Here is a 19,956-nt window from a genome sequence, read left to right as displayed (position 1 = left end):
CGGCCGGACCCCACCCTCGTGTTTTTCGGCTCGATTTTGGACCGAACAGTCCCGAATCTAGCCTTCAACCGGAGAGAATGATGACTGTCCCGAAGCTGTTCACGCCGACCCGGATCGGCGACCTGGAGCTGCCGAACCGGATCGTGATGGCGCCGCTGACGCGCAACCGGGCGCGGCCCGACGGCGACGTGCCGCACGCGCTGAACGCCGAATACTACGCCCAGCGGACCACGGCCGGCCTGCTGATCACCGAGGGCACGCAGATCTCGCCGGAGGGCAAGGGCTATGCCTGGACCCCGGGCATCCACAGCCCGGAGCAGGTGGCCGGCTGGCGGCAGGTGACCGACGCCGTGCACAAGGCCGGCGGCCGGATCGCGGCGCAGCTGTGGCATGTCGGCCGGATCTCGCACGCGGTGCTGCAGCCGGGTCGCGCGGCGCCGGTCGCACCGTCGGCGATCGCCGCCGACAGCCGGGTCTTCGACGGCGAGGGCTTCGTCCAGCCCTCGACGCCGCGGGCGCTGGAGACGGATGAGCTGCCGCGGATCGTCCGCGACTACGCCCAGGCCGCACGCAACGCCAGGGAGGCCGGCTTCGACGCGGTCGAGATCCACGCCGCCAACGGCTACCTGCTGCACCAGTTCCTGGCCGACGGCACCAACAAGCGGACCGACGCCTATGGCGGCCCGGTCGCCAACCGGGCCCGGCTGCTGCTCGAGGTGTCGGAGGCGGTGGCCGAGGTGTGGACGCCTGGCCGGGTCGGCGTCCGCCTGTCGCCCTTCTCCAATTTCGGCGACATCGCCGACAGCGACCCGATGGCGACCTTCGGCCACGCCATCGAGGGGCTGAGCGGGCTCGGCCTCGGCTTCCTGCACCTGGTCGAGGGCCAGACCGGCGGCACCCGCGAGCTGCCGCCCGGCGCCGACCTCCAGGCCCTGCGCCGGCTGTTCAAGGGCAGCTACATCGCCAACAACGGCTATGACCGCGGCCTGGCGATCAAGGCGGTGGAGACCGGCCGCGCCGACCTCGTCGCCTTCGGCAAGCTGTTCATCGCCAACCCGGACCTGGTCGAGCGGCTGCGCCGCGATGCGCCGCTGAACACGCCGGACCAGGCCACCTTCTACGGCGGCGACGCCCGCGGCTACACCGACTATCCTGCGCTGCAGCAGGCGGCCGCCTGATTGTCTAGCCCGCCTTCGGCGCCGTCACCGCGGCGGCGTCGCGGGCGGTGTCGACGCCCAGGGTGAAGCCGGCATAGAAGCCGATTCCCAGGCCGAAGATCAGCGCCCAGACGGCGAACCAGCGCATCCCGCGCAGGCGCTGCTGCAGCTTATCGGTCTCGCTCATCGGCATTCTCACATCGGCTCGGCCGCCATCGCGGCCAGCTCATCGTCATCGGCGGTCTGCATCGCCCACAGCCGGGCGTACAGGCCGCCGCCGGCGATCAGCTCCGCATGGCTGCCGACCTCGGCCACGCGGCCATGGTCCAGCACATAGATCAGGTCGGCATTGCGCACCGTCGACAGGCGGTGCGCGATCATCAGCGTGGTGCGCCCGGCCATCAGCTGGGTCAGCGCCGCCTGCACCTGCCGCTCGCTTTCGGTATCCAGCGCCGAGGTCGCCTCATCCAGCAGCAGGATCGGCGCGTTCTTCAGCATCGCCCGGGCGATCGAGAGGCGCTGGCGCTGCCCGCCCGACAGCTTCACCCCCTGCTCCCCGACCATGGTGTCGTAGCCCTTGGGCAGGCGCTGGATGAACTCGTGCGCCGCCGCCGCCCTGGCGGCATCCTCGATCTCGTCCTGGCTGGCACCGGGGCGGGAATAGCCGATGTTGGCGCGCACCGTGTCGTCGAACAGGGTCACTTCCTGGCTGACCAGCGCCATGTGGTCGCGCAGCGAATGCAGGGTCAGGCCGCGGACGTCGTGACCGTCGATCGCGACCGTGCCCTCGGTGGCGTCATAGAAGCGCGGGATCAGGTTCAGGATCGTCGACTTGCCGGCGCCCGACGGCCCGACCAGCGCCGCCGTCTTGCCGGCCGGCACTTCCAGCGTCACGCCGCGCAGCGCCGGGATCCTCGCACTGTAGGAGAAGTGGACGTCGGCCAGGGTGATGCGGCCCCGGCACTGGGTCAGCGCCATCGCGTCCGGCGCGTCGCGGATGGTCGGCACCGAATCGATCGTCTCGAACACCCGCTCGGCCGCCGCGAAGCCGGAGGACAGGGTGTTGTGCAGGTTGGCCAGCCGCTTCAGCGGCTCATAGACCATCAAGAGCGCGGCGATGAAGGCGAAGAACGACCCGGTGGTGCGCGACCCGGTGATGACCTCGTTGCCGCCATAGAGGATGACGATGACGATGGCCACGCCCGACAGGATCTCCAGGATCGGGTTGGTGGCCGAGCTGATCCGCATCGCCTTCTGCCGCAGCCGCGAGACCTCGTTGATGATCTTGGCGGCGCGGCCGGTCTCGCGCTCCTCGGCGTTGTAGGCCTTGACGTGGCGGATGCCCTGGAAGACCTGGCCGAGATGGTTGTTCAGCGAGCCGTACTGGGTGAAGGTCTTGCCGGTGATCTTGCGGATGCGCTTGCCGATCTGCATCACCGGCAGCACGGTCAGCGGGAAGATGATGAAGGTGACCGCCGCCAGCTCGATATCGGTGTAGAACATCACCGCGACCAGCGCGACCAGCGACAGCAGGTCGCGGCCGAAGCCGGTGATGCCGGTCGCCACCGCGCCGTACATCGCCTGCACGTCGTTGGTGAAGTGGCTGACCATCCGGCCCGAGGTGGTCTCATGGAAGGTGGCGAGGTCGGCCCGCACCCGGTTGCGGAACATCCGCACCTGCAGCTCGGCGATGATCAGCCGGCCGACATTGTTCAGGATCACGCCCTGGGCGTAGCCGGTGGCGGCCTTGACCACGAAGATCGTCATCACCGCGGTGGCCAGCGGCCACAGCAGGGCGCCGTTCCGGTCGGTGAAGATGCCGTCGATGACCGGTTTCATCACCCAGGCGGAGGCTGCTGTCGCGGCGGCCGTCAGCGCCATGCACAGCAGCGCCAGCGCCACCTTAGGCCAATGCGGCCGGATGTAGTTGCGCAGCAGCCGCTGGCTGATCTCGCGGTCGCTCATCCGCCGCGGCTGCGGCTTCTTGTCCTTGTGCTTGGCCAAGGTGATCCGGACTCTGGTGTCGGGCGCGCCGTTAAACCACGGCCCCGGCTCCGCATCAACCTTGCGGCCGGTTCCGCTGATCGGCACCATCATGCGATAAGGCCGTGCTGCGGCCCGAGAAAGTCCGTGGGGAGACCGAAATGACGGAGGCGTTTGCCTCGGGACGCCCGAATGCCTGGGCCAAGCTGTACCCGCCGGCCATCGACTGGAAGCAGCCGATCGAGCCGCGGCCGCTCTACGCCATCCTCGACGACGCCGTGGCGCGGTTCGCCGACCGCCCCTGCGCCACCTTCATGGACAAGACCCTGACCTACGGCCAGATCGGCGACCTGGTCGCCCGCGCCGCCAAGGGCTTTCAGGCCGCCGGCATCGGCAAGGGCAGCCGGGTCGGGCTGTTCCTGCCGAACTGCCCGTATTTCGTGATCTGCTACTTTGCGCTGCTCAAGTGCGGCGCCGTGGTGGTCAATTTCAACCCGCTCTATGCCGAGCGCGAGCTGATCACCAATATCGACGACAGCGGCACCGAGCTGATGGTGACGCTCGACCTGGCGCAGCTGCACGACAAGCTGCTGCCGCTGCTCGGCCGCACCGCGCTGAAGCGGATCCTGGTCTGCCCGATGGCGGGCGTGCTGCCCTTCCCGAAGAACCTGCTGTTCCCGATCGTCAAGCGGCGCGAGGTGGCGAAGGTCCCGAAGGACGGCCGGCACCTGCGCTGGAACGACCTGGTGCGCAACGACGGCCGCTTTGCCCCGGTGCCGATTGCGCCGCAGGAGGATCTGGCGGTGCTGCAATACACCGGCGGCACCACCGGCACGCCCAAGGGGGCGATGCTGACCCATTTCAACCTCTACGCCAACGCGGTGCAGGCCGGCTGCTGGTTCGAGGGCATGACTCCGGGCCAGGACCGGATGCTGGCCGTGCTGCCCTTCTTCCACGTCTTCGCCATGACCGTGGCGATGAACCTGGCGATCTGGGCGGGGGCGGAGATCATCATGCTGCCGCGCTTCGAGCTCGAGACCGTCATGAAGACGATCCACGACAGGAAGCCGACCCTGTTCCCGGCGGTGCCCACCATCTACACCGCGATCGCCAACTTCCCCGAGCGGGCGAAATACGACCTGTCGTCGCTGAAGCGCTGCATCTCGGGCGGCGCGCCGCTGCCGGTCGAGGTCAAGCACGCCTTCGAGGCGGCGACCGGCTGCAAGCTGGTCGAGGGCTACGGCCTGTCGGAAAGCTCGCCGATCGCCACCTGCAACCCGCTGTTCGGCGTCAACAAGACCGGCTCGATCGGCATCCCGCTGCCGCAGACCGTGATCGAGATCGTGTCGCTGGAGGACCGCAGCACGGTGGTGCCGACCGGCGAGCGCGGCGAAGTCTGCATCCGCGGGCCGCAGGTGATGAAGGGCTATTGGAACCGGCCGGAGGACACGGCGGATGTGCTGCGCAACGGCCGCCTGCACACCGGCGACGTCGGCACCATGGACGAGGACGGCTACACCTTCATCGTCGACCGGATCAAGGACATGATCCTGTGTTCCGGCTTCAACGTCTATCCGCGCAATGTCGAGGAGGCGATCTACCTCCACCCGGCGGTGGAGGAATGCATCGTCGCCGGCCTGCCGGACCCGTATCGCGGCCAGACGGTGAAGGCCTATATCAAGCTGCGCGCCGGCCAGAGTCTGACCGCCGAGGGGCTGGTCGAGTTCCTCAAGGACAAGCTGTCGCCGATCGAGATGCCGAAGCTGGTCGAGTTCCGCGACGCGCCGCTGCCGAAGACCCTGATCGGCAAGCTGTCGCGCAAGGCCGTGCTGGAGGAAGAGGCGGCGAAGGCGACGGCCGCGCCGCAGGCGGCGCGCACTGGTACCTGAGCGCTGCCGATTGACCCGGGTCTCGGGCTGCGGTACTTTACGTTTACGTAAACGGCATGCAGTGACGCGGTCGGAGGCAGAGCGCCATGGAGGCGGGCATCAGGGAGAAGGCGGAAGTCGAGCAGCGCAGCTATTCGATCGGCGATCTCGCCGCGGCCTTCGACATCACCCCGCGCAGCATCCGGTTCTATGAGGACGAAGGCCTGCTGTCGCCCGAGCGCGCCGGCCTGACCCGCATCTACAGCCATCGCGACCGGGCTCGGCTGGCGCTGATCTGCCGCGGCAAGCGCCTCGGCTTCTCCCTGGCCGAGATCCGGGAGTTCCTCGACCTCTATGACCGCGAGCACGGTCAGGTCGGGCAGATGTCCTATTTCCTCGGCCGCGCCCGGGCGCGGCGCGCCGCCCTCGAGACCCAGCTGGTCGACGTGCAGCAGACGATCGAGGACCTCAAGGGCATCGAGGACGAGATCGTCGGTTTCCTGAAGCGGGAAGGCGCGCTGCCGGAAGGCTGAGCCGCCGCCCATCCGCGGGCGCGCCCGCGACAAGAAAATCTGAGGAGCCTGAGACCACCATGGACAAGAGCGTCGTCATCGCCGGGTTCAAGCGGTCGCCGCATCACTTCGCCAATAAGGGTGACCTGCGCCGGGTGCGGCCCGACGACCTGGTCGCCGACGTGATCAAGGCGCTGGTCGCCGAGACCAAGGTCGACCCCGAGGCGATCGAGGATTTGATCCTCGGCTGCGCCTTCCCGGAGGGCGAGCAGGGCTTCAACATGGCCCGCATGGTCGTGTTCCTGGCCGGGCTGCCGCAATCGGTCGGCGGCGTCACCGTCAACCGCTACTGCGGCTCGTCGATGCAGGCGATCCACCAGGCCGCTGGCGCGATCCAGATGGGCGCGGGCGAGGCCTTTCTGTGCGCCGGGGTCGAGAGCATGACCCGGGTGCCGATGATGGGCTTCAACCCGGCGCCGAACCCGAAGCTGGCGGCCGAGATGCCGCAGGCCTATTTCAACATGGGCGTGACCGCCGAGAACCTGGCGGTGAAGTATCAGATCACCCGCGAAAGCCAGCAGGACTTCGCCATCCGCTCGCAGCAGCGGGCGGCCAAGGCCTGGGCCGAGGGCCGCTTCGCCGGCGAGGTTGTGGCGATCGCGACCAGGGACGGCACGGTCGACCGCGACGGCACCATCCGCCCGGACACCAGCCAGGAAGGCCTGTCCGGGCTGAAGCCGGCCTTCGACCAGAACGGCACGGTCACCGCCGGCACCTCCAGCCCGCTGACCGACGGCGCCTCGGCGACGCTGGTGACCAGCGAGGCTTTCGCCAAGGCGGCGGGGCTGCCGATCCTGGCCCGGATCAAGTCGATCGCGGTGTCGGGCTGCGCGCCGGAGATCATGGGCATCGGCCCGGTCGGTGCCAGCCGCAAGGCGCTGAAGCGCGCCGGGCTGACGATCGGCGACATCGACGTGGTCGAGCTGAACGAGGCCTTCGCCGCCCAGGCGCTGGCGGTCGGCCGCGACCTCGAGCTGGACTGGGCCAGGACCAACATCGACGGCGGCGCCATCGCGCTTGGCCACCCGCTCGGCGCCTCCGGCGCCCGGATCACCGGCAAGGCCGCGTCGATCCTGAAGCGGGAGGGCAAGCATCTGGCCCTCGCCACCATGTGCATCGGCGGCGGCCAGGGCATCGCCACGGTGCTCGAGGCCGCCTGACCACAACGAGACGACGTCCGCGCACCCCATCCCTTCCTCGTCATTCCCGCGAAAGCGGGAATCTCGTCGGGCCATCCGGGTCTTCAGGAGATCCCCGCTTTCGCGGGGATGACGGGCAGAGAGGAGATGACGGAGGACGCGGCACCAGGGAGCTGAGACCATGGACATCAAGCAAGTCGCGGTGATCGGCGCGGGCGTGATGGGCAGCGGCATCGCGGCGCATTTCGCCAATGCCGGCGTGCAGGTGCTGCTGCTCGACATCGTGCCGAAAGGCGCGACCAACCGGAACGCGGTGGCCGAGGGCGCGCTGGCGCGCATGGCCAAGGCCGACCCGGCGCCCTTCATGTCGAAGGCGGCGGCGAAGCTGGTCACCCCCGGCAACACCGAGGACGACCTCGGCAAGCTGGCCGGCTGCGACTGGATCGTCGAGGCGGTGCTGGAGGATCCGGCGGTCAAGCAGGACCTCTACGCCCGGATCGAAAAGGTGATGAAGCCCGGTGCGGCCGTCTCCTCCAACACCTCGACCATCCCGCTGGCGATCCTGACCGAGGGCCGGTCCGAGGCGTTCCGGCGCGGCTTCCTGATCACCCATTTCTTCAACCCGCCGCGCTACATGCGCCTCCTGGAGCTGGTGACCGGGCCGGAGACCGATCCGGCGCTGGTGGCCGCCATCCGCGGCTTCGCCGATCTCCGCCTCGGCAAGGGCGTGGTCGACTGCAAGGACACGCCAGGCTTCATCGCCAACCGCATCGGCACCTACTGGATCCAGTCGGCGGTCAACGCCGCCTTCGACCTCGGCCTGACGGTGGAGGAGGCGGATGCGGTGGCCGGCCGGCCGATGGGCGTGCCGAAGACCGGGGTGTTCGGGCTGATCGACCTGGTCGGGCTCGACCTGATGCCGCATATCGCCAAGAGCCTGCTGGCGACCCTGCCCAAGGATGACGGGTATCGCGAGATCTACCGGGTCGAGCCGGCGATCGAGACGCTGATCGCCGAGGGCTACACCGGCCGCAAGGGCAAGGGCGGCTTCTACCGCCTCAGCAAGGCCGCCGACGGTGCCCGGGTGAAGGAGAGCATCGACCTGAAGTCCGGCGCCTGGGCGAAGTCGGAGAAGCCGAAGCTGGACAGCGTCGACGCCGCCCGCAGCGGCGGGCTGAAGGCGCTGGTCGCCTTCGACGACAAGACCGGCCAATACGCCGCCCGGGTGCTGGGCCAGACCCTGTCCTACGCCGCCGGGCTGGTGCCGCAGATCGCTGACACGGTGGTGGCGGTCGATGAGGCCATGCGCCTCGGCTACAATTGGAGCTTCGGCCCGTTCGAGCTGATCGACCAGGTCGGCGCCGACTGGCTGATCGGCTGGCTGGAGAGCCAGGGCAAGCCGGTGCCGGCGCTGCTGAAGTCCGCCCAGGGCCGCAGCTTCTACCGGGTCCAGGACGGCAAGCTGCAATACCTGACCACCGGCGGCGACTATGCCGAGGTGAAGCGGCCGGACGGGGTGCTGCTGCTGGCCGACATCAAGCGGACCGCCAAGCCGATCGCCCGGAACGGCTCGGCGGCGCTGTGGGACATCGGCGACGGCGTCACCTGCTTCGAGTTCATCTCGAAGATGAACAGCCTCGACGACCAGACCATGGCGCTGCTGGGCGAGGCGATCCGCATCACCGCCACCAAATACAAGGCGATGGTGATCTACAACGAGGGCACCAATTTCTCGGTCGGCGCCAATCTCGGCCTCGCCCTGTTCGGCATCAACATCGCCCTGTGGCCGCAGATCGAGGCCTTGGTGAAGGGCGGGCAGGATGCGTACAAGGCGCTGAAATTCGCGCCGTTCCCGACCGTGGCCGCGCCCTCGGGCATGGCGCTGGGCGGCGGCTGCGAGATCCTGCTGCACGCGGCCGCGATCCAGGCCCATGCCGAGACCTATTGCGGCCTGGTCGAGGTCGGCGTCGGGCTGATCCCCGGCTGGGGCGGCTGCAAGGAGATGCTGCTGCGCGCCTATGGCCAGCCGAAGCGTCCCGGCGGGCCGATGCCGCCGATCGGGCAGGTGTTCGAGACCATCGGCACCGCCCGGGTGGCGAAATCGGCCTTCGAGGCCAAGGAGTTGCTGTATTTCCGGCCGAATGACGGCATCACCATGAACCGCGACCGCCTCCTGGCCGACGCCAAGGCCCGCGCGCTCGCCATGGCCGAAGGCTACCAGCCGCCCAAGCCGGCCGAGGAGATCCGGCTGCCGGGCCCGACCGCGCGCACCGCGCTGGCCCTGGCGGTCGCCGACCTGGCCCGCAGCGGCAAGGCGACGCCCTACGACATCGTCGTCTCCGACAAGCTGGCGACCGTGCTATCCGGCGGCGACACCGAAATCACCGAGATGCTGACCGAGGACGATGTGCTGGCGCTGGAGCGCGAGGCCTTCACCACGCTGGTCCGGGCCCCCGGCACCATCGCCCGGGTCGAGCACATGCTGGCCACCGGCAAGCCGCTGCGGAACTGAGAGGATCTGACGATGCCCAGCTACAAGGTTCCGCTCGACGACATCCGCTTCGTGCTGCACGAGCTGCTGGACGCCGACCGGCTCGCCCAGCTGCCCGGCTATGAGGAGGCGACGCCCGACACCGTCGACGCCATCCTGGAGGAGGCGGCGCGCCTGGCCGAGACCGAGCTGGCGCCCTTGAACCAGCCGGGCGACGAGGAGGGCTGCCGCTTCGAGAACGGCGTGGTCTACACGCCCAAGGGCTTCAAGGAAGCCTACCGCACCTTCGCCGAGGGCGGCTGGACCGGCCTGTCCGCCGACCCGGCCTTCGGGGGCCAGGGCATGCCCAAGGCGGTGAATGTCGTGATCGAGGAGGTGCTGTCCTCCGCCAACTCCTCCTTCGGCATGTATCCCGGCCTGTCGCAGGGCGCCTACAACGCGCTCGCGGCCTATGGCGACGACCGGCAGAAGGCGACCTACCTGCCGAAGCTGGCCGGCGGCAGCTGGTCCGGCACCATGTGCCTGACCGAGCCGCATTGCGGCACCGATCTCGGCCTGATCCGCACCAGGGCGGAGCCGGCCGGCGATGACACCTACAGCATCACCGGCACCAAGATCTTCATCTCGGCCGGCGAGCACGACCTGACCGAGAACATCATCCATCTGGTCCTGGCGCGGCTGCCCGACGCCCCGGCGGGCATCAAGGGCATCAGCCTGTTCGTGGTGCCGAAATTCCTGCCGAAGGAGGAGGGCGGGGTGGTCGTCGCCGGGGCGCGCAATGGCATCGCCTGCGGCTCGATCGAGCACAAGATGGGCATCAAGGCCTCGGCCACCTGCGTGATGAATCTCGACGGCGCCACCGGCTGGCTGGTCGGCGAGAAGCACAAGGGCATGCGGGCGATGTTCGTGATGATGAACACCGCCCGGCTCGGCGTCGCCATGCAGGGACTGGGCATCGCCGAGGTCGCCTACCAGAACGCCGTGGCCTATGCCAAGGACCGGCTGCAGGGCCGCGCCCTGTCCGGCCCGAAGGCGCCGGACAAGCCGGCCGACCCGATCATCGTCCACCCGGATGTGCGCAAGAACCTGCTGACCGGTAGGGCCTTCGCCGAGGGCGCGCGGGCGCTGGGCTACCTGGTCGGCATGAACATCGACCTCTACACCAGGCACCCCGACCCGGCAGCCCGGCAGAATGCCAACGATTTCGTGTCGCTGATGACGCCGATCCTCAAGGCCTATTTCACCGATATGGGGCTGGAGGTCGCGGTCCGGTCGCAGCAGGTGCTGGGCGGTCACGGCTATATCCGCGAATCGGGGATGGAGCAGTTCGTCCGCGACGCCCGCATCTTCCAGATCTATGAGGGCGCCAACGGCATCCAGGCGCTGGACCTGGTCGGCCGCAAGATGCCGCAGGACATGGGAAGGCTGCTGCGCAGCTTCTTCCACCCGGTCGACGCCTTCATCCGCGAGGCGGCGGAGGACGAGGCGATGCTGGAGTTCGTAGGCCCGCTGGCCAAGGCCTTCGGCAAGCTGCAGCAGGCCACCGCCTGGATCGCCCAGAAGGGCCTGAAGGACCCGGAGGAGGCCGGCGCCGCATCGTCCGACTACCTCAAGCTGTTCGCCCTGGTGGCGCTGGGCTGGATGTGGGCGCGGATGGCCAAGGTGGCGCTGGAAAAGGCGCCGGATGCGGGCGACCGCGCCGGCTTCTACGACGCCAAGCTGAAGACGGCACGCTTCTTCATCCAGCGCATGCTGCCGGAGACCGGCTCGCTGTTCATCCAGATCATGGCCGGCAAGGCGCCGCTGATGGCGCTGGAGGCCGAAGCGTTCTGATCCCGCAGGGGCGGGCGGTCCTGAACCGCCCCCTCACCCGAAATCGCTGGGCGATTTCGACCTCTCCCCAAGGAGAGGTGTACGGGCGCGGCTCCTTGTTTCCCCTCTCCTCGGGGAAAAGGCGGGAACGATTGCGACAGGACCGGACAGGATAGGACGGAAGCAGACATTACTGAGCCATATCAAGGTGTTAGATCGCATTTCGGTGTGGTCATGAATGGCCAGGAAGGGGCAGGCGCGGACACTGGTAAACCAGCATTCGGAATGCTAACTAGGGGCTAGCATTCAATCACGAGGCTGCCATGCGCGCCACCCTGTCGAAGACGATGATGCCGAAGCTGAAGCCGGCGGCGAAGGACTATCTGGTCTGGGATGATCAACTGATCGGCTATGGCTGCAAGGTGACGCCGGCTGGCGGGCGGGTGTTCCTGGCGCAGTACCGCCCGGCCAAGGGCGCCAAGCCGAAGCGGGTCACGATCGGCCCCTTCGGGGTCTGGGCCGAAGAGGCGGCGCGGCAAGCGGCGGCGGACATTCTGTTGACCGGCAAGCACCAGCGCAAGCCGGTCGCGGACACCCACCGCAAGCGCAAGAGCCGCAGGGGGGCGCAAGCCGCGGCCGGGCCGGTCAAGGGCACGGTCGGCTGGGCGTTCGACCGCTACGAGGCCGAGAAACTGGCCCGGCTGCGGTCCGGTCCCGAAATCGCCCGGACCTTGAAGGTGGACATGCTGCCGGCCTGGAAGGATCGGCCGCTGGCCAGTCTGACGCGGGCCGATCTGGTCGAGTTGCGCGACGGCGTGCGGGACCGCGGCGCCAAGGTCGCGGCCGACCTTCTGGCCCGGCGGGTGCAAACCTTCCTGGATTGGGTCGCGGACCACGAAGGGGTGGACGTGGCGATGTGGCGGCGGGTCAAGCCGAAGGAAGAGCGCCGCAGTCGCGAGCGCACGCCGCAGCCCTGGGAATTGCGCCTGATCTGGCGCGCCTGCACCAGTCTCGGCGGTCCCTATGCCGATGCGGTCAAGGTGCTGGCCCTGACCGGCGCCCGCCGCGATGAAGTCGGCGAAATGCCCAAGGCCGAGGCGGACCTCGACGGCGCCCGTTGGATCATTCCGGCAGAGCGGGCCAAGAACGGGGTCGAGCATTTCGTGCCGCTCAGTGGGCCGACGCTGGCGATCCTGCGGCCTCGGGTCGAGGCGGCGAAGGATTGGCCCTTCTCGGCCACCGGGCGCCGGCCGCTCAACGACTGGTCCGACTTCCGGGTTAGGCTTGATGCCGAAGTCGAGCGCCTTGCCGCGGACGAGGGCCGGCCGGTGTTGGCGGTGGTGGATGATGTGCCGCGGCGGGTGCTGCCATGGGTCTGGCATGATCTGCGTCGCACGTTCTCAAGCGGCCTTGCCGCGCTCGGCGTACCGCAGGACGTGCGGGACCGTGCCTTGGCCCATGTCGGCGAAAGCCGGCGCGGCGTGCGCGGGCACTATGAGACCTTCGAATTCGAGGCCGAGCGTATCGCCGCCCTCGATGCCTGGGGGCAGCGGGTCATGCAGATTGTGGCCGTGGGCGGCGAACAGCAGCCGGCCAGGGATGCGGCCTGACAGCCCCGGCTTGACGGGCGGGCCGGCGCGGTAGGCGGCGCTGTCATCGGCCCGGCGCCTGGGGTTTTACGATCCTGACCATTATTTGCCGACCGAAATCTAGGTCACAGATTTGTGAACTATAAGTCGGGGTGGCCTTCGTCAGAGACCACAATAGTCGTCACGGACCAACAATATCCCATTGCCCAGAAGCTTGGGCTGTGCTGCCTTTCCTCTCGGGGCGATGCGTCGGCGGCCCTCGGCGTAGTGCAGCGACGATCGACAGACAGGGAAACGCCATGACCGACATCACCGGCCGCGATCATCACATCATCGTCCGCGCCCTCGCCTATGCCATTACGATCATCGACAGCCTGCCGCCGGAAGCCCAGGAAGCGAGCGACTGCGACGACATGCGGACGCTGCTGGCGGCGCTGTGCCCGAACGCGCGGGATCGGCAGTGGGAAGTTTACAACGCCCGCAACCATCTCAGCCATGGCGGCAAGATCGACGGCTTCGACTGGGCCGCAGCCCGGGCGGTGCAGATCGATGGCACCCATGGGGTGCAGCCACACCAGCGATTGACGCTGTTGGATGATCTGATCCGGTTCGCACGCGGGCAGGACATCCCGGCGGAAGAGATTCCGGACATGATCCCGGCCTTCTGCCGCCCGGGGCTGTGGGTGGAACTGGTCCGCGACGCCGGTAGTGAACCGGCCTTGAAGGCAATGATCCGGGATCGGCTGCAGGATAGCGCCTGAATTTGTCCGCGGCCGGACGGAAGGGAATTCCCCGGCTGCGTGACGGTCGGCGAATTCGGGCGCATCGCGGCGCAGACGGGAAGCGAGAGTAGCGGCGTGGCTGGCCCATGCTATACTGCCTTGCATTACGTCCGTACGGCTCGGCCGCTTTTCGTGAGTGGCAGACCGGCGAAGGGGGACGCCAGCATTGTTAGCGAGGGCGATTTATGTGGGAATCGATAGTCAGTTTAATTGTTGGCATTCTTGCGTCCCAAATTATTAGTAAATACTACTATAAGAGAGGACTAAAGAAACATCTAACACCATACGTGAAGTTCTCGTCATCCCCACTCGACGGAGTCGATCCTGGCGTAAGAAGCGCTATGGAGATAACTTATCAGGGACAGAGACTAACGGCGTTTCATGAGATCCAGTTTTTGGTGGCCAACACTGGCGACAAAGCAATTCGTGATATAATAGACCCACTATCAATTGATATCCCAGACGATTGCTTGCTGCTAGATGCAACAATACTATTCGCTTCGCCAGAAGGAAGAAAAGTTGACGCTCAGTATGATCCGGATGCGCGCCGGGTGGCGTTTGATTTCCTACTTCTTAATCCTAGAGATTTCTTTATTGCTAAGTTGCTTTTTGATGGCAAGCCAAAGGCTGATGATTTTAAGTTTAAGATAACCGTGGATGAGATTGACCCCGTTCTTGATGTTCAGGAACTACCTTATGACGCCTTGAATACCACTGGCGATCACGATCCGTTCAAAAACGCGAACAGAGTCGGCGGGATAATTATCACATTGATTGGGGTTGCAATATTATATTTGGGCCTGACTGGATACGGCCTGCTTCCGCCCTTCAATATCATTAGGCCTTGGGAATTCTTTGTTGATGCCGGGGTGCTCGGTCCCAGCGTTCTCATTGGCGCAATAGTTGGATTTCTAATCATGATAGGCGGCATTGCGCTCGCGACCTCATCAGTCTGGGACGCATTCACGCGCCATAGGAAGCTTCGGTTTAGAATTCCTGACGATCCATCCCTGAAGGTCCGCAGCATCACCGACAGATATCACCCATAAGCACGTTGAGACAGGTTGCCGCCCGAGCCATCCGAACGGAGTGATGTCGGGAGCATGCAAGTCCGTAAAGGGTCGCAAAACGGCTCGGGCAGCATAGCCCTAGATACCTCAGTGCTTCGCTGGCGCGGGCGATGCCGTACAGGGGTCGGAATCCTCGTCCGGCAGGTCGGCCCCGTCGTCGCCGCCCAGCAGGCCATAATACTTCGAGTCCGGCGGCACCGGATCAGCCTTCCGGGCCTCGACGCGGGTCCTGCCGCTAGGCGTCATGCCCCATTCCGAATAGGCCCGTTGCACCGCCGCGTTGAGCCGGCGCCACTCGGCCTGCAATGGATGCACCATGGTCCCGCCATGCGCCGTTGCGGCAGTTAGGGCGGCGGCGGCGCCGTCCTGCGCCTCGATCTGCCGCAGCCGGTCGCGCACCGTGTCGAGCCGGGCCACCAGCTCGACCAGGGCGCCATACGCCGGCCCGTCATCGATGCCGAGCAGGCCTTGGGCGGCGAGAGAGGCCCCCAGCCGAACCCACACCCGCAACTCGGCCGGGCCAATGTCCTCTGGCGGCGCCGGGATGCCCGGCCGCCCTTGCGGCTCGTGGTGATTCTGCTTCTTGTGCGACCGGGTGCCTTCAAGGCGGCGGATCGCGGTCGGCTTGGGCCTTGGTCCTCTCACGGATCACCTCGGGTCAGGGCGGCGTCACACCGGGGTCGGGCCAGGGTCACGCCACTGTTAGGCATTGTTAAAAAACGCAAAATTCGGGCAGAGCACCGCAAGATTTAGTGTTCCGAAAACCCGGCGCCACGAGAAGGACTTTGCCCGCGCCGCCCCCGTGCCCGATCGCGACCAGTTCGCAGATACCCCCCGCCTGTGCCGGATAGGCCCCCGTCGAGTCAGAGCGGGGCGTACAGGGCCCTCGCGTGGTCGGCCGCTGTCCCGCGGCACGGGGAAAGGCGCGACCGGCCTCAGCGACTCTGCAAACGCGATTGAGGGGCATCGGCCCAATCATTTCCTGCCGTCGCGTCCGCGCTTCACCATCAAGGTCCAGGATCGATCCTGGCCCGGCCGTGACTTGGTTTCGGAATTCGCGTGCCATCCCGAGCCCTCATGCGTCACCACGTGGCCGGCGGCGTAGAAGTCGCCGGCCTTCCACACGCCGCGATATGTGATGCCGCGCCGTTGCTCGGCTTCCTTCAGCCGCGCCTTGAGCCCCGCGACCTCGCGCTTCAACGAGGCAAGCTCGCCGCCGGCCAGATCGACGACGCGCACCAGTCCGATGGCCAGCATGTGAATGGCCTTGCGGCTGCCCGGATCCTGCGCGGGATGCCGGGCCAGCACGGCATCGACCATCCCGATGATGTCGTCGGACTCGGCGTTACGGGCAGGGTCGGGCGCGGCCTCGCTCACGTGGTCGCCCCAATCCCGGTGATTGTCGCCGCGGCGCCCGCGCGCAACGGCACCGCGCCGGCATAGGCTTCGAGCCGCAGCGCCCGGCTGTTCGACTGAAACAAGCTGGTCAGGCTGGCCGCGGTCGGCGTCAAGCTGTCGATGCCCGGATCATCGTCGAGCATCAGCGATGCCTGCGTCGCTTCGTCGAGTTCGGTCGGCGCGACATCACCGGCCACCGCGCTGCCATCGATCAGCACCAGCACGCCCGGATCGGTCGCCGCCGACAGCGACAGCGGCAGCCCCGGCAGCAGCGAACCGCCCGCGATCAGATCGACATTGGGGAACAGCCGTGCGCCCGCCGTGTCCGTAGTCGTGGCCAGGATCATCGCCGTGGGCTGGTCACAGGCCGCGACGGGGCGGGTTAGGCCGGTCGGGCTGGCGATAGATGCGAGCGCCTGTTGCAGCACCGCGAGCGGCGCCGCCGGATTCCAGGCGAAGGTGGGGGGCCCGCCGAGCACGGCCGCAAACAGCAGGGTGTCGAGCCCGACCGCGATCCCGGCCTCAAGCGTCGCCGTCAGGAAGGCCGGGCCGCCGGGCGCGAGGCTGCGCCAAAGTTCCTCGGTGCTGACGGTGATGCAGGCCACCTTCTGCGGCGGGATGGTCGGCGCCGCGAAGGACATGGCCTTGACCGGCTTGCCCCTGCCTTCGGGCGTGGTCGCCGCGGTGGCGATAGCGGTCGCCGTCACCGGCAGGCTATCGAGCGGGACGCGAATCATGAGGTTGTCGCCGAGCAGCCGGGCGAAGACGCTACGCGGCGCCAAGGTCGGAATGTAATCCACCGCAAGCTGGCGAAGGGCGGCCGAGTTGGCGAGCCCAGCGGCCGGAACAGCGGCCTTGAGCGCGGCCTGGGCCCGCGGCGACCCGGCCCGGCCGGCATGGGCGGCGGCGGCCTGCGGCGAGCCGGCGCCGATCGCGAGCCCGCGGGCGGCGGCGAGGAAGTCACGGCCGACATTGCGGCGGCGGTGCGCATGCCACGCCGCGATGTCGCTGGGGTGGGACGAGCGGGGCAGGTCGTCAAGCATCGGCGCCTCTTCGGTAGAGCCGGCGCCGCGGACGGGACGAGGGCCGCGACGCCGGCCAGGGTGGCGACGCTGGGCCGCCGACCGAATCATGTCACGGTACCCTGATACCTTCAAGCGGTGCCGCTGCCGGCGGCCATGAGCCGCGCCAGTTCGGCCAGCATGGCATCCGCCACTAGGTCGGCGGCCTCATCGACCATCGCCCCCGGCAGCGGCGTGTTATGCCGGGCCAGCAGCAGCCCGACATCGAGCACGGCCCGCCGCAGCACCAGCCGGCTTTGCTCGATCGCGTCCGGCTGGTACTCGGGCGGAAACATCACGAGATTGGCCGCGGTCCGTGCGACGACGGGCGCAAACTTGCCGGCCAGGATGGCGGCAGTCCAGGGGGTCGGTGTTGTCATCTCGCTTCCTCATTCATTGCCTCTCGGCCAAGTCGCTGTTTGGCCTTGAAGAAGAAGGTTCGCCGTTTCGTTCTTCCCTTCTTCCTTCCCTTCCAGGCCGGACAGCGGAAAAGCACGGTCTGTACAAGTCGGACACACGGACAGACCGGACACCACCCTTTAGGGTGTGTCCGGTGTCCGGGGGGCCGGCCGTAGTACAGCCCGTGGAATTGTCCGTCCGGCTGTTTGAGGCTCGGACAGTCCGGACAAAGAGCGGTTTGTCCGGTCATCCGGTGGCCTCATCGGCCGGCTTGACGATCCAGACGAAGCCGGTCCAACCCGCGATCCAGGCGCCGAGATGCAGCGCCTTTTCCGCCCGCCGGAAAGCCTTGTCGCGGGTGTCGGGCTTATCGTCATCGGCCCGGAAGCCGGTCGAGTAGGCTTCCTGCTTCCAGGCCTCGCGCTTGACCACCAGATGGATTGACGGCGGCACCCGGCTGGGCGGCAGCTTCAATTCGGCGGGCGTCTGGCCCTGACGCGACAGCGCCTCATGCAGGCTGCGCAGCGCCAGCACCATGTCCGGCGTCATCGTCTTCTTGGCCGGTTCCGGCGCTTCGGCCCGCTCGGGCTCGTCCCGGTCAGGGTGCCGGACCACACAGGACGACACCTCAACGCCGTCGCTGTCCTGGCCCAACTCGATCACCTCGACCCGGAACGGGAAGCTGCGCCCGTCAACCCCGTCGCGGTTCTTGCGCACCCGCGCCGTGGCCCGCAACTCGCGCCCGTTACGCGACACCTCGATTTCGGTATCAATCGCCGCCGGCAGCGCGTTGGCCCCGCGGGCGCCGCGTTCCACCACCTTGCCGCTGTGATGAACGATCAGGACATGAGCGCCGGTCCGCCGGGCGATAGCGCCGATCGACTGGACGAAGGCGTTCATGTGCCCGGTGTCGCTGTCGCTCTCACCACCGAAGCAGCGGGCCAGGGTGTCGATCACCACCAGTGCCACCTTCTGCCCGTACCGCGCCGCCGCCACCTCGCAGGCTTCCAGCACCAGGTCCATTCCCTCGGCCCCGTGCACCAGGTCAACCGGCTCAGTCACGGTGACGAAGGTGGTTTCATCGGTGACCGGGCAGGCTTCCCCGTCATGACCGCGGCGATAGGCCGTGATCCGGTTGCACACCCCGGCCCCGCCCTCGGCTGCGAGATAGAGCACCAAGCCCTGCTTCACCGGCAGGCCGCGCCACGGCCTGCCGCGGGCGATGGCGAAGGCCAGATCCAGCACCAGGAAGGATTTCAGGCTGGCCGGCGGGCCGTAGACGCAGGACAGCCCGCCTGCGCCCAGCAGGCCGCGGACCAACCCAAGCGACGACGCGATCATGTCCATTCCCGCCAGCCCCTTGGCGTTGAGCCGACACTTCAGCCGCGCATCGGCCCGGCGCTGGTCCTGGCGCTGGCGGGCGAAGGCCTCATCGGCGCCCTTCCTCGGCCCTTCCGGATCGTGCCGGAACCAGTCATTGGGATCACCGCGGCCCATCGGCGCCCCCATCCCACACCGCAAAGGTGGTTCCGCGCCCGGCATCATGCCAGCGCCGCAGACAGGCCTGCGCCGCCGGCTCGCCGATCGGATCGGGGTCGGCGAAGACGGTCAGATGCTCGATGCCGTCCAACAGCGGAAAGCGTTCGATCATCCCGGCCGACAAGCAGGACCAGACGGGGGCCCAGCCGCTGGCCAGGATCGCGAGGCCGTCTTCCAGGCCTTCGCAGATGCCGAGCCCCATGGTCACGGTCGAGCCGTGCGACAGCCGCACCACCCCGGCCGGGCCGAGCATCCCGCGCTTGCCCTCGCCGCCGCCCTTGAACGGCCGAACCTCGATCGCGCCGGCTTCCGAGATGAAGGTGCGATGCACCCCCAGCTTCTGCCCCGACTTCGGATCGCGCATCAGCGCCAGGATCATCCGCTCGACCGGGTGCCACCTCACGGCATGATCAAGGCCTTCCAGCGCCTCGACCGGGATGCCGCGCTGGAAGGTCAGATAGACCGATGCCGGGGTGCCCAGGATCGGCACGGCCTCTGACCACAAGCGGAAGGCGACGGCCATGCGGCGCGCCACCTTGTCATCGTCACTCGTCCTGCGCTCGCCCTCGACCCGCGGCGCCGGGGTGTGCTGCCGCCCGTCGAGCATCGCCACCGCCCGGCGGACATCGATGCCGTAGAAGGTTCGCACGAAATCCACCGCGTCGCCGTGCGCCTGACAGCCGAAACAGTGGTAATGCGCCTTGCCGCCCGACCCGGCCGGATAGACGCGGAAGCTGGGGTTGTCGTCTTCGTGAAACGGACAGCCGGCCAGCCATTCGTTCCCGTCCCGCTTCAAGGCAACGCCGGCCGCCGCGATCACGTCGGGCAGCGAGCATTCTTCGGCCACCTGCCGGATCGGCTTCCTGGCCCGCCGCACCTCGGCCCAGTCCCGGTCGGCCAGCCGCTCGACCCGCCGCCGCTCGTTTTCGCGATCCTTCATCCGGCGCAGATGCTCGCCATGAACGCGAAGGCGATTTGACGGCGCCAGCGCTGCGGCGATATCGTCCTTGCCGTCCCCGTGGATATTGCCCTGATCTTCGGTCCCGGCCTCCGCTCCGCTGCCACCGGGGCGGGGGCCCTTGCTGTTCGTCATCGC

The 19,956-nt window shown here is 67.7% G+C and carries 17 protein-coding genes; 9 read left to right on the top strand and 8 right to left on the bottom strand.

Going from position 1 to position 19,956, the window contains the following annotated elements; all coding sequences use genetic code 11:
• The first annotated feature begins 80 nt into the window (after positions 1–80).
• Positions 81–1,178, top strand: a complete 1,098-nt coding sequence (locus FFK22_RS14515; protein WP_138889426.1) for an alkene reductase — start codon at positions 81–83, stop codon at positions 1,176–1,178.
• Positions 1,179–1,182: 4 nt separating this feature from the next.
• On the opposite strand, the gene FFK22_RS42950 is transcribed toward FFK22_RS14515, so the two are convergent.
• Both FFK22_RS42950 and FFK22_RS14510 read right to left on the bottom strand, forming a co-directional pair.
• Positions 1,183–1,344, bottom strand: coding sequence for a hypothetical protein (locus FFK22_RS42950; protein WP_186002468.1), 162 nt, complete (start codon positions 1,342–1,344; stop codon positions 1,183–1,185).
• 8 nt (positions 1,345–1,352) lie between these two features.
• Positions 1,353–3,254, bottom strand: coding sequence for an ABC transporter ATP-binding protein (locus FFK22_RS14510; RefSeq protein WP_221938596.1), 1,902 nt, complete (start codon positions 3,252–3,254; stop codon positions 1,353–1,355).
• A 47-nt stretch (positions 3,255–3,301) separates the two neighbouring features.
• On the opposite strand from FFK22_RS14510, the gene FFK22_RS14505 reads away from it, so the two are divergent.
• From FFK22_RS14505 to FFK22_RS14470, 8 genes are all read left to right on the top strand, one after another.
• Positions 3,302–5,029 carry a long-chain fatty acid--CoA ligase gene (locus FFK22_RS14505; RefSeq protein ID WP_138889427.1) on the top strand — a complete coding sequence of 576 codons (1,728 nt, stop codon included), beginning with the start codon at positions 3,302–3,304 and terminating at the stop codon, positions 5,027–5,029.
• 86 nt (positions 5,030–5,115) lie between these two features.
• Positions 5,116–5,541, top strand: a complete 426-nt coding sequence (locus FFK22_RS14500) for a MerR family DNA-binding transcriptional regulator (RefSeq protein WP_138889428.1) — start codon at positions 5,116–5,118, stop codon at positions 5,539–5,541.
• A gap of 59 nt (positions 5,542–5,600) precedes the next feature.
• Positions 5,601–6,740 (top strand): thiolase family protein, encoded by a 1,140-nt coding sequence (locus tag FFK22_RS14495; protein WP_138889429.1) that lies wholly within the window; start codon positions 5,601–5,603, stop codon positions 6,738–6,740.
• Between the two features lie 160 nt (positions 6,741–6,900).
• Positions 6,901–9,231 carry a 3-hydroxyacyl-CoA dehydrogenase/enoyl-CoA hydratase family protein gene (locus FFK22_RS14490; RefSeq protein WP_138889430.1) on the top strand — a complete coding sequence of 777 codons (2,331 nt, stop codon included), beginning with the start codon at positions 6,901–6,903 and terminating at the stop codon, positions 9,229–9,231.
• A 12-nt stretch (positions 9,232–9,243) separates the two neighbouring features.
• Positions 9,244–11,043 carry an acyl-CoA dehydrogenase C-terminal domain-containing protein gene (locus FFK22_RS14485; RefSeq protein ID WP_138889431.1) on the top strand — a complete coding sequence of 600 codons (1,800 nt, stop codon included), beginning with the start codon at positions 9,244–9,246 and terminating at the stop codon, positions 11,041–11,043.
• Positions 11,044–11,345: 302 nt separating this feature from the next.
• Positions 11,346–12,632, top strand: a complete 1,287-nt coding sequence (locus FFK22_RS14480; RefSeq protein WP_138889432.1) for a tyrosine-type recombinase/integrase — start codon at positions 11,346–11,348, stop codon at positions 12,630–12,632.
• Between the two features lie 278 nt (positions 12,633–12,910).
• The gene (locus tag FFK22_RS14475; RefSeq protein WP_138889433.1) at positions 12,911–13,372 is read left to right on the top strand and encodes a hypothetical protein; all 462 of its coding nucleotides are present in this window, start codon (positions 12,911–12,913) and stop codon (positions 13,370–13,372) included.
• 206 nt (positions 13,373–13,578) lie between these two features.
• Positions 13,579–14,442, top strand: a complete 864-nt coding sequence (locus tag FFK22_RS14470) for a hypothetical protein (RefSeq protein WP_138889434.1) — start codon at positions 13,579–13,581, stop codon at positions 14,440–14,442.
• Between the two features lie 108 nt (positions 14,443–14,550).
• On the opposite strand, the gene FFK22_RS14465 is transcribed toward FFK22_RS14470, so the two are convergent.
• The 6 genes from FFK22_RS14465 to FFK22_RS14440 form a co-directional block, all read right to left on the bottom strand.
• Positions 14,551–15,108, bottom strand: a complete 558-nt coding sequence (locus tag FFK22_RS14465) for a P27 family phage terminase small subunit (RefSeq protein ID WP_138889435.1) — start codon at positions 15,106–15,108, stop codon at positions 14,551–14,553.
• 330 nt (positions 15,109–15,438) lie between these two features.
• Positions 15,439–15,840 carry a hypothetical protein gene (locus tag FFK22_RS42945; RefSeq protein ID WP_186002467.1) on the bottom strand — a complete coding sequence of 134 codons (402 nt, stop codon included), beginning with the start codon at positions 15,838–15,840 and terminating at the stop codon, positions 15,439–15,441.
• The gene (locus FFK22_RS14455; protein ID WP_138889436.1) at positions 15,837–16,904 is read right to left on the bottom strand and encodes a hypothetical protein; all 1,068 of its coding nucleotides are present in this window, start codon (positions 16,902–16,904) and stop codon (positions 15,837–15,839) included. Before FFK22_RS14455 ends, FFK22_RS42945 begins: the two co-directional genes overlap by 4 nt.
• Positions 16,905–17,014: 110 nt before the next feature.
• Entirely contained in the window at positions 17,015–17,302 is a 288-nt protein-coding gene (locus tag FFK22_RS14450; RefSeq protein ID WP_138889437.1) for a hypothetical protein, read from the bottom strand.
• 265 nt (positions 17,303–17,567) lie between these two features.
• A complete protein-coding gene (locus tag FFK22_RS14445) occupies positions 17,568–18,818 on the bottom strand; it encodes an AAA family ATPase (RefSeq protein WP_186002466.1) in 1,251 nt (416 codons plus the stop codon).
• Complete coding sequence (locus FFK22_RS14440) at positions 18,805–19,953, bottom strand: CHC2 zinc finger domain-containing protein (protein ID WP_138889439.1); 1,149 nt, start codon at positions 19,951–19,953, stop codon at positions 18,805–18,807. The genes FFK22_RS14445 and FFK22_RS14440 overlap by 14 nt, the downstream gene beginning before the upstream one ends.
• Positions 19,954–19,956: the final 3 nt, after the last annotated feature.

The sequence above is a fragment of the Mycobacterium sp. KBS0706 genome (genome assembly GCF_005938675.2).
Taxonomy (GTDB): domain Bacteria; phylum Pseudomonadota; class Alphaproteobacteria; order DSM-16000; family Inquilinaceae; genus Inquilinus.
The sequence above is the reverse complement of the archived record's forward strand: the minus strand, read 5'-3'. Positions and strand labels throughout refer to the sequence as shown.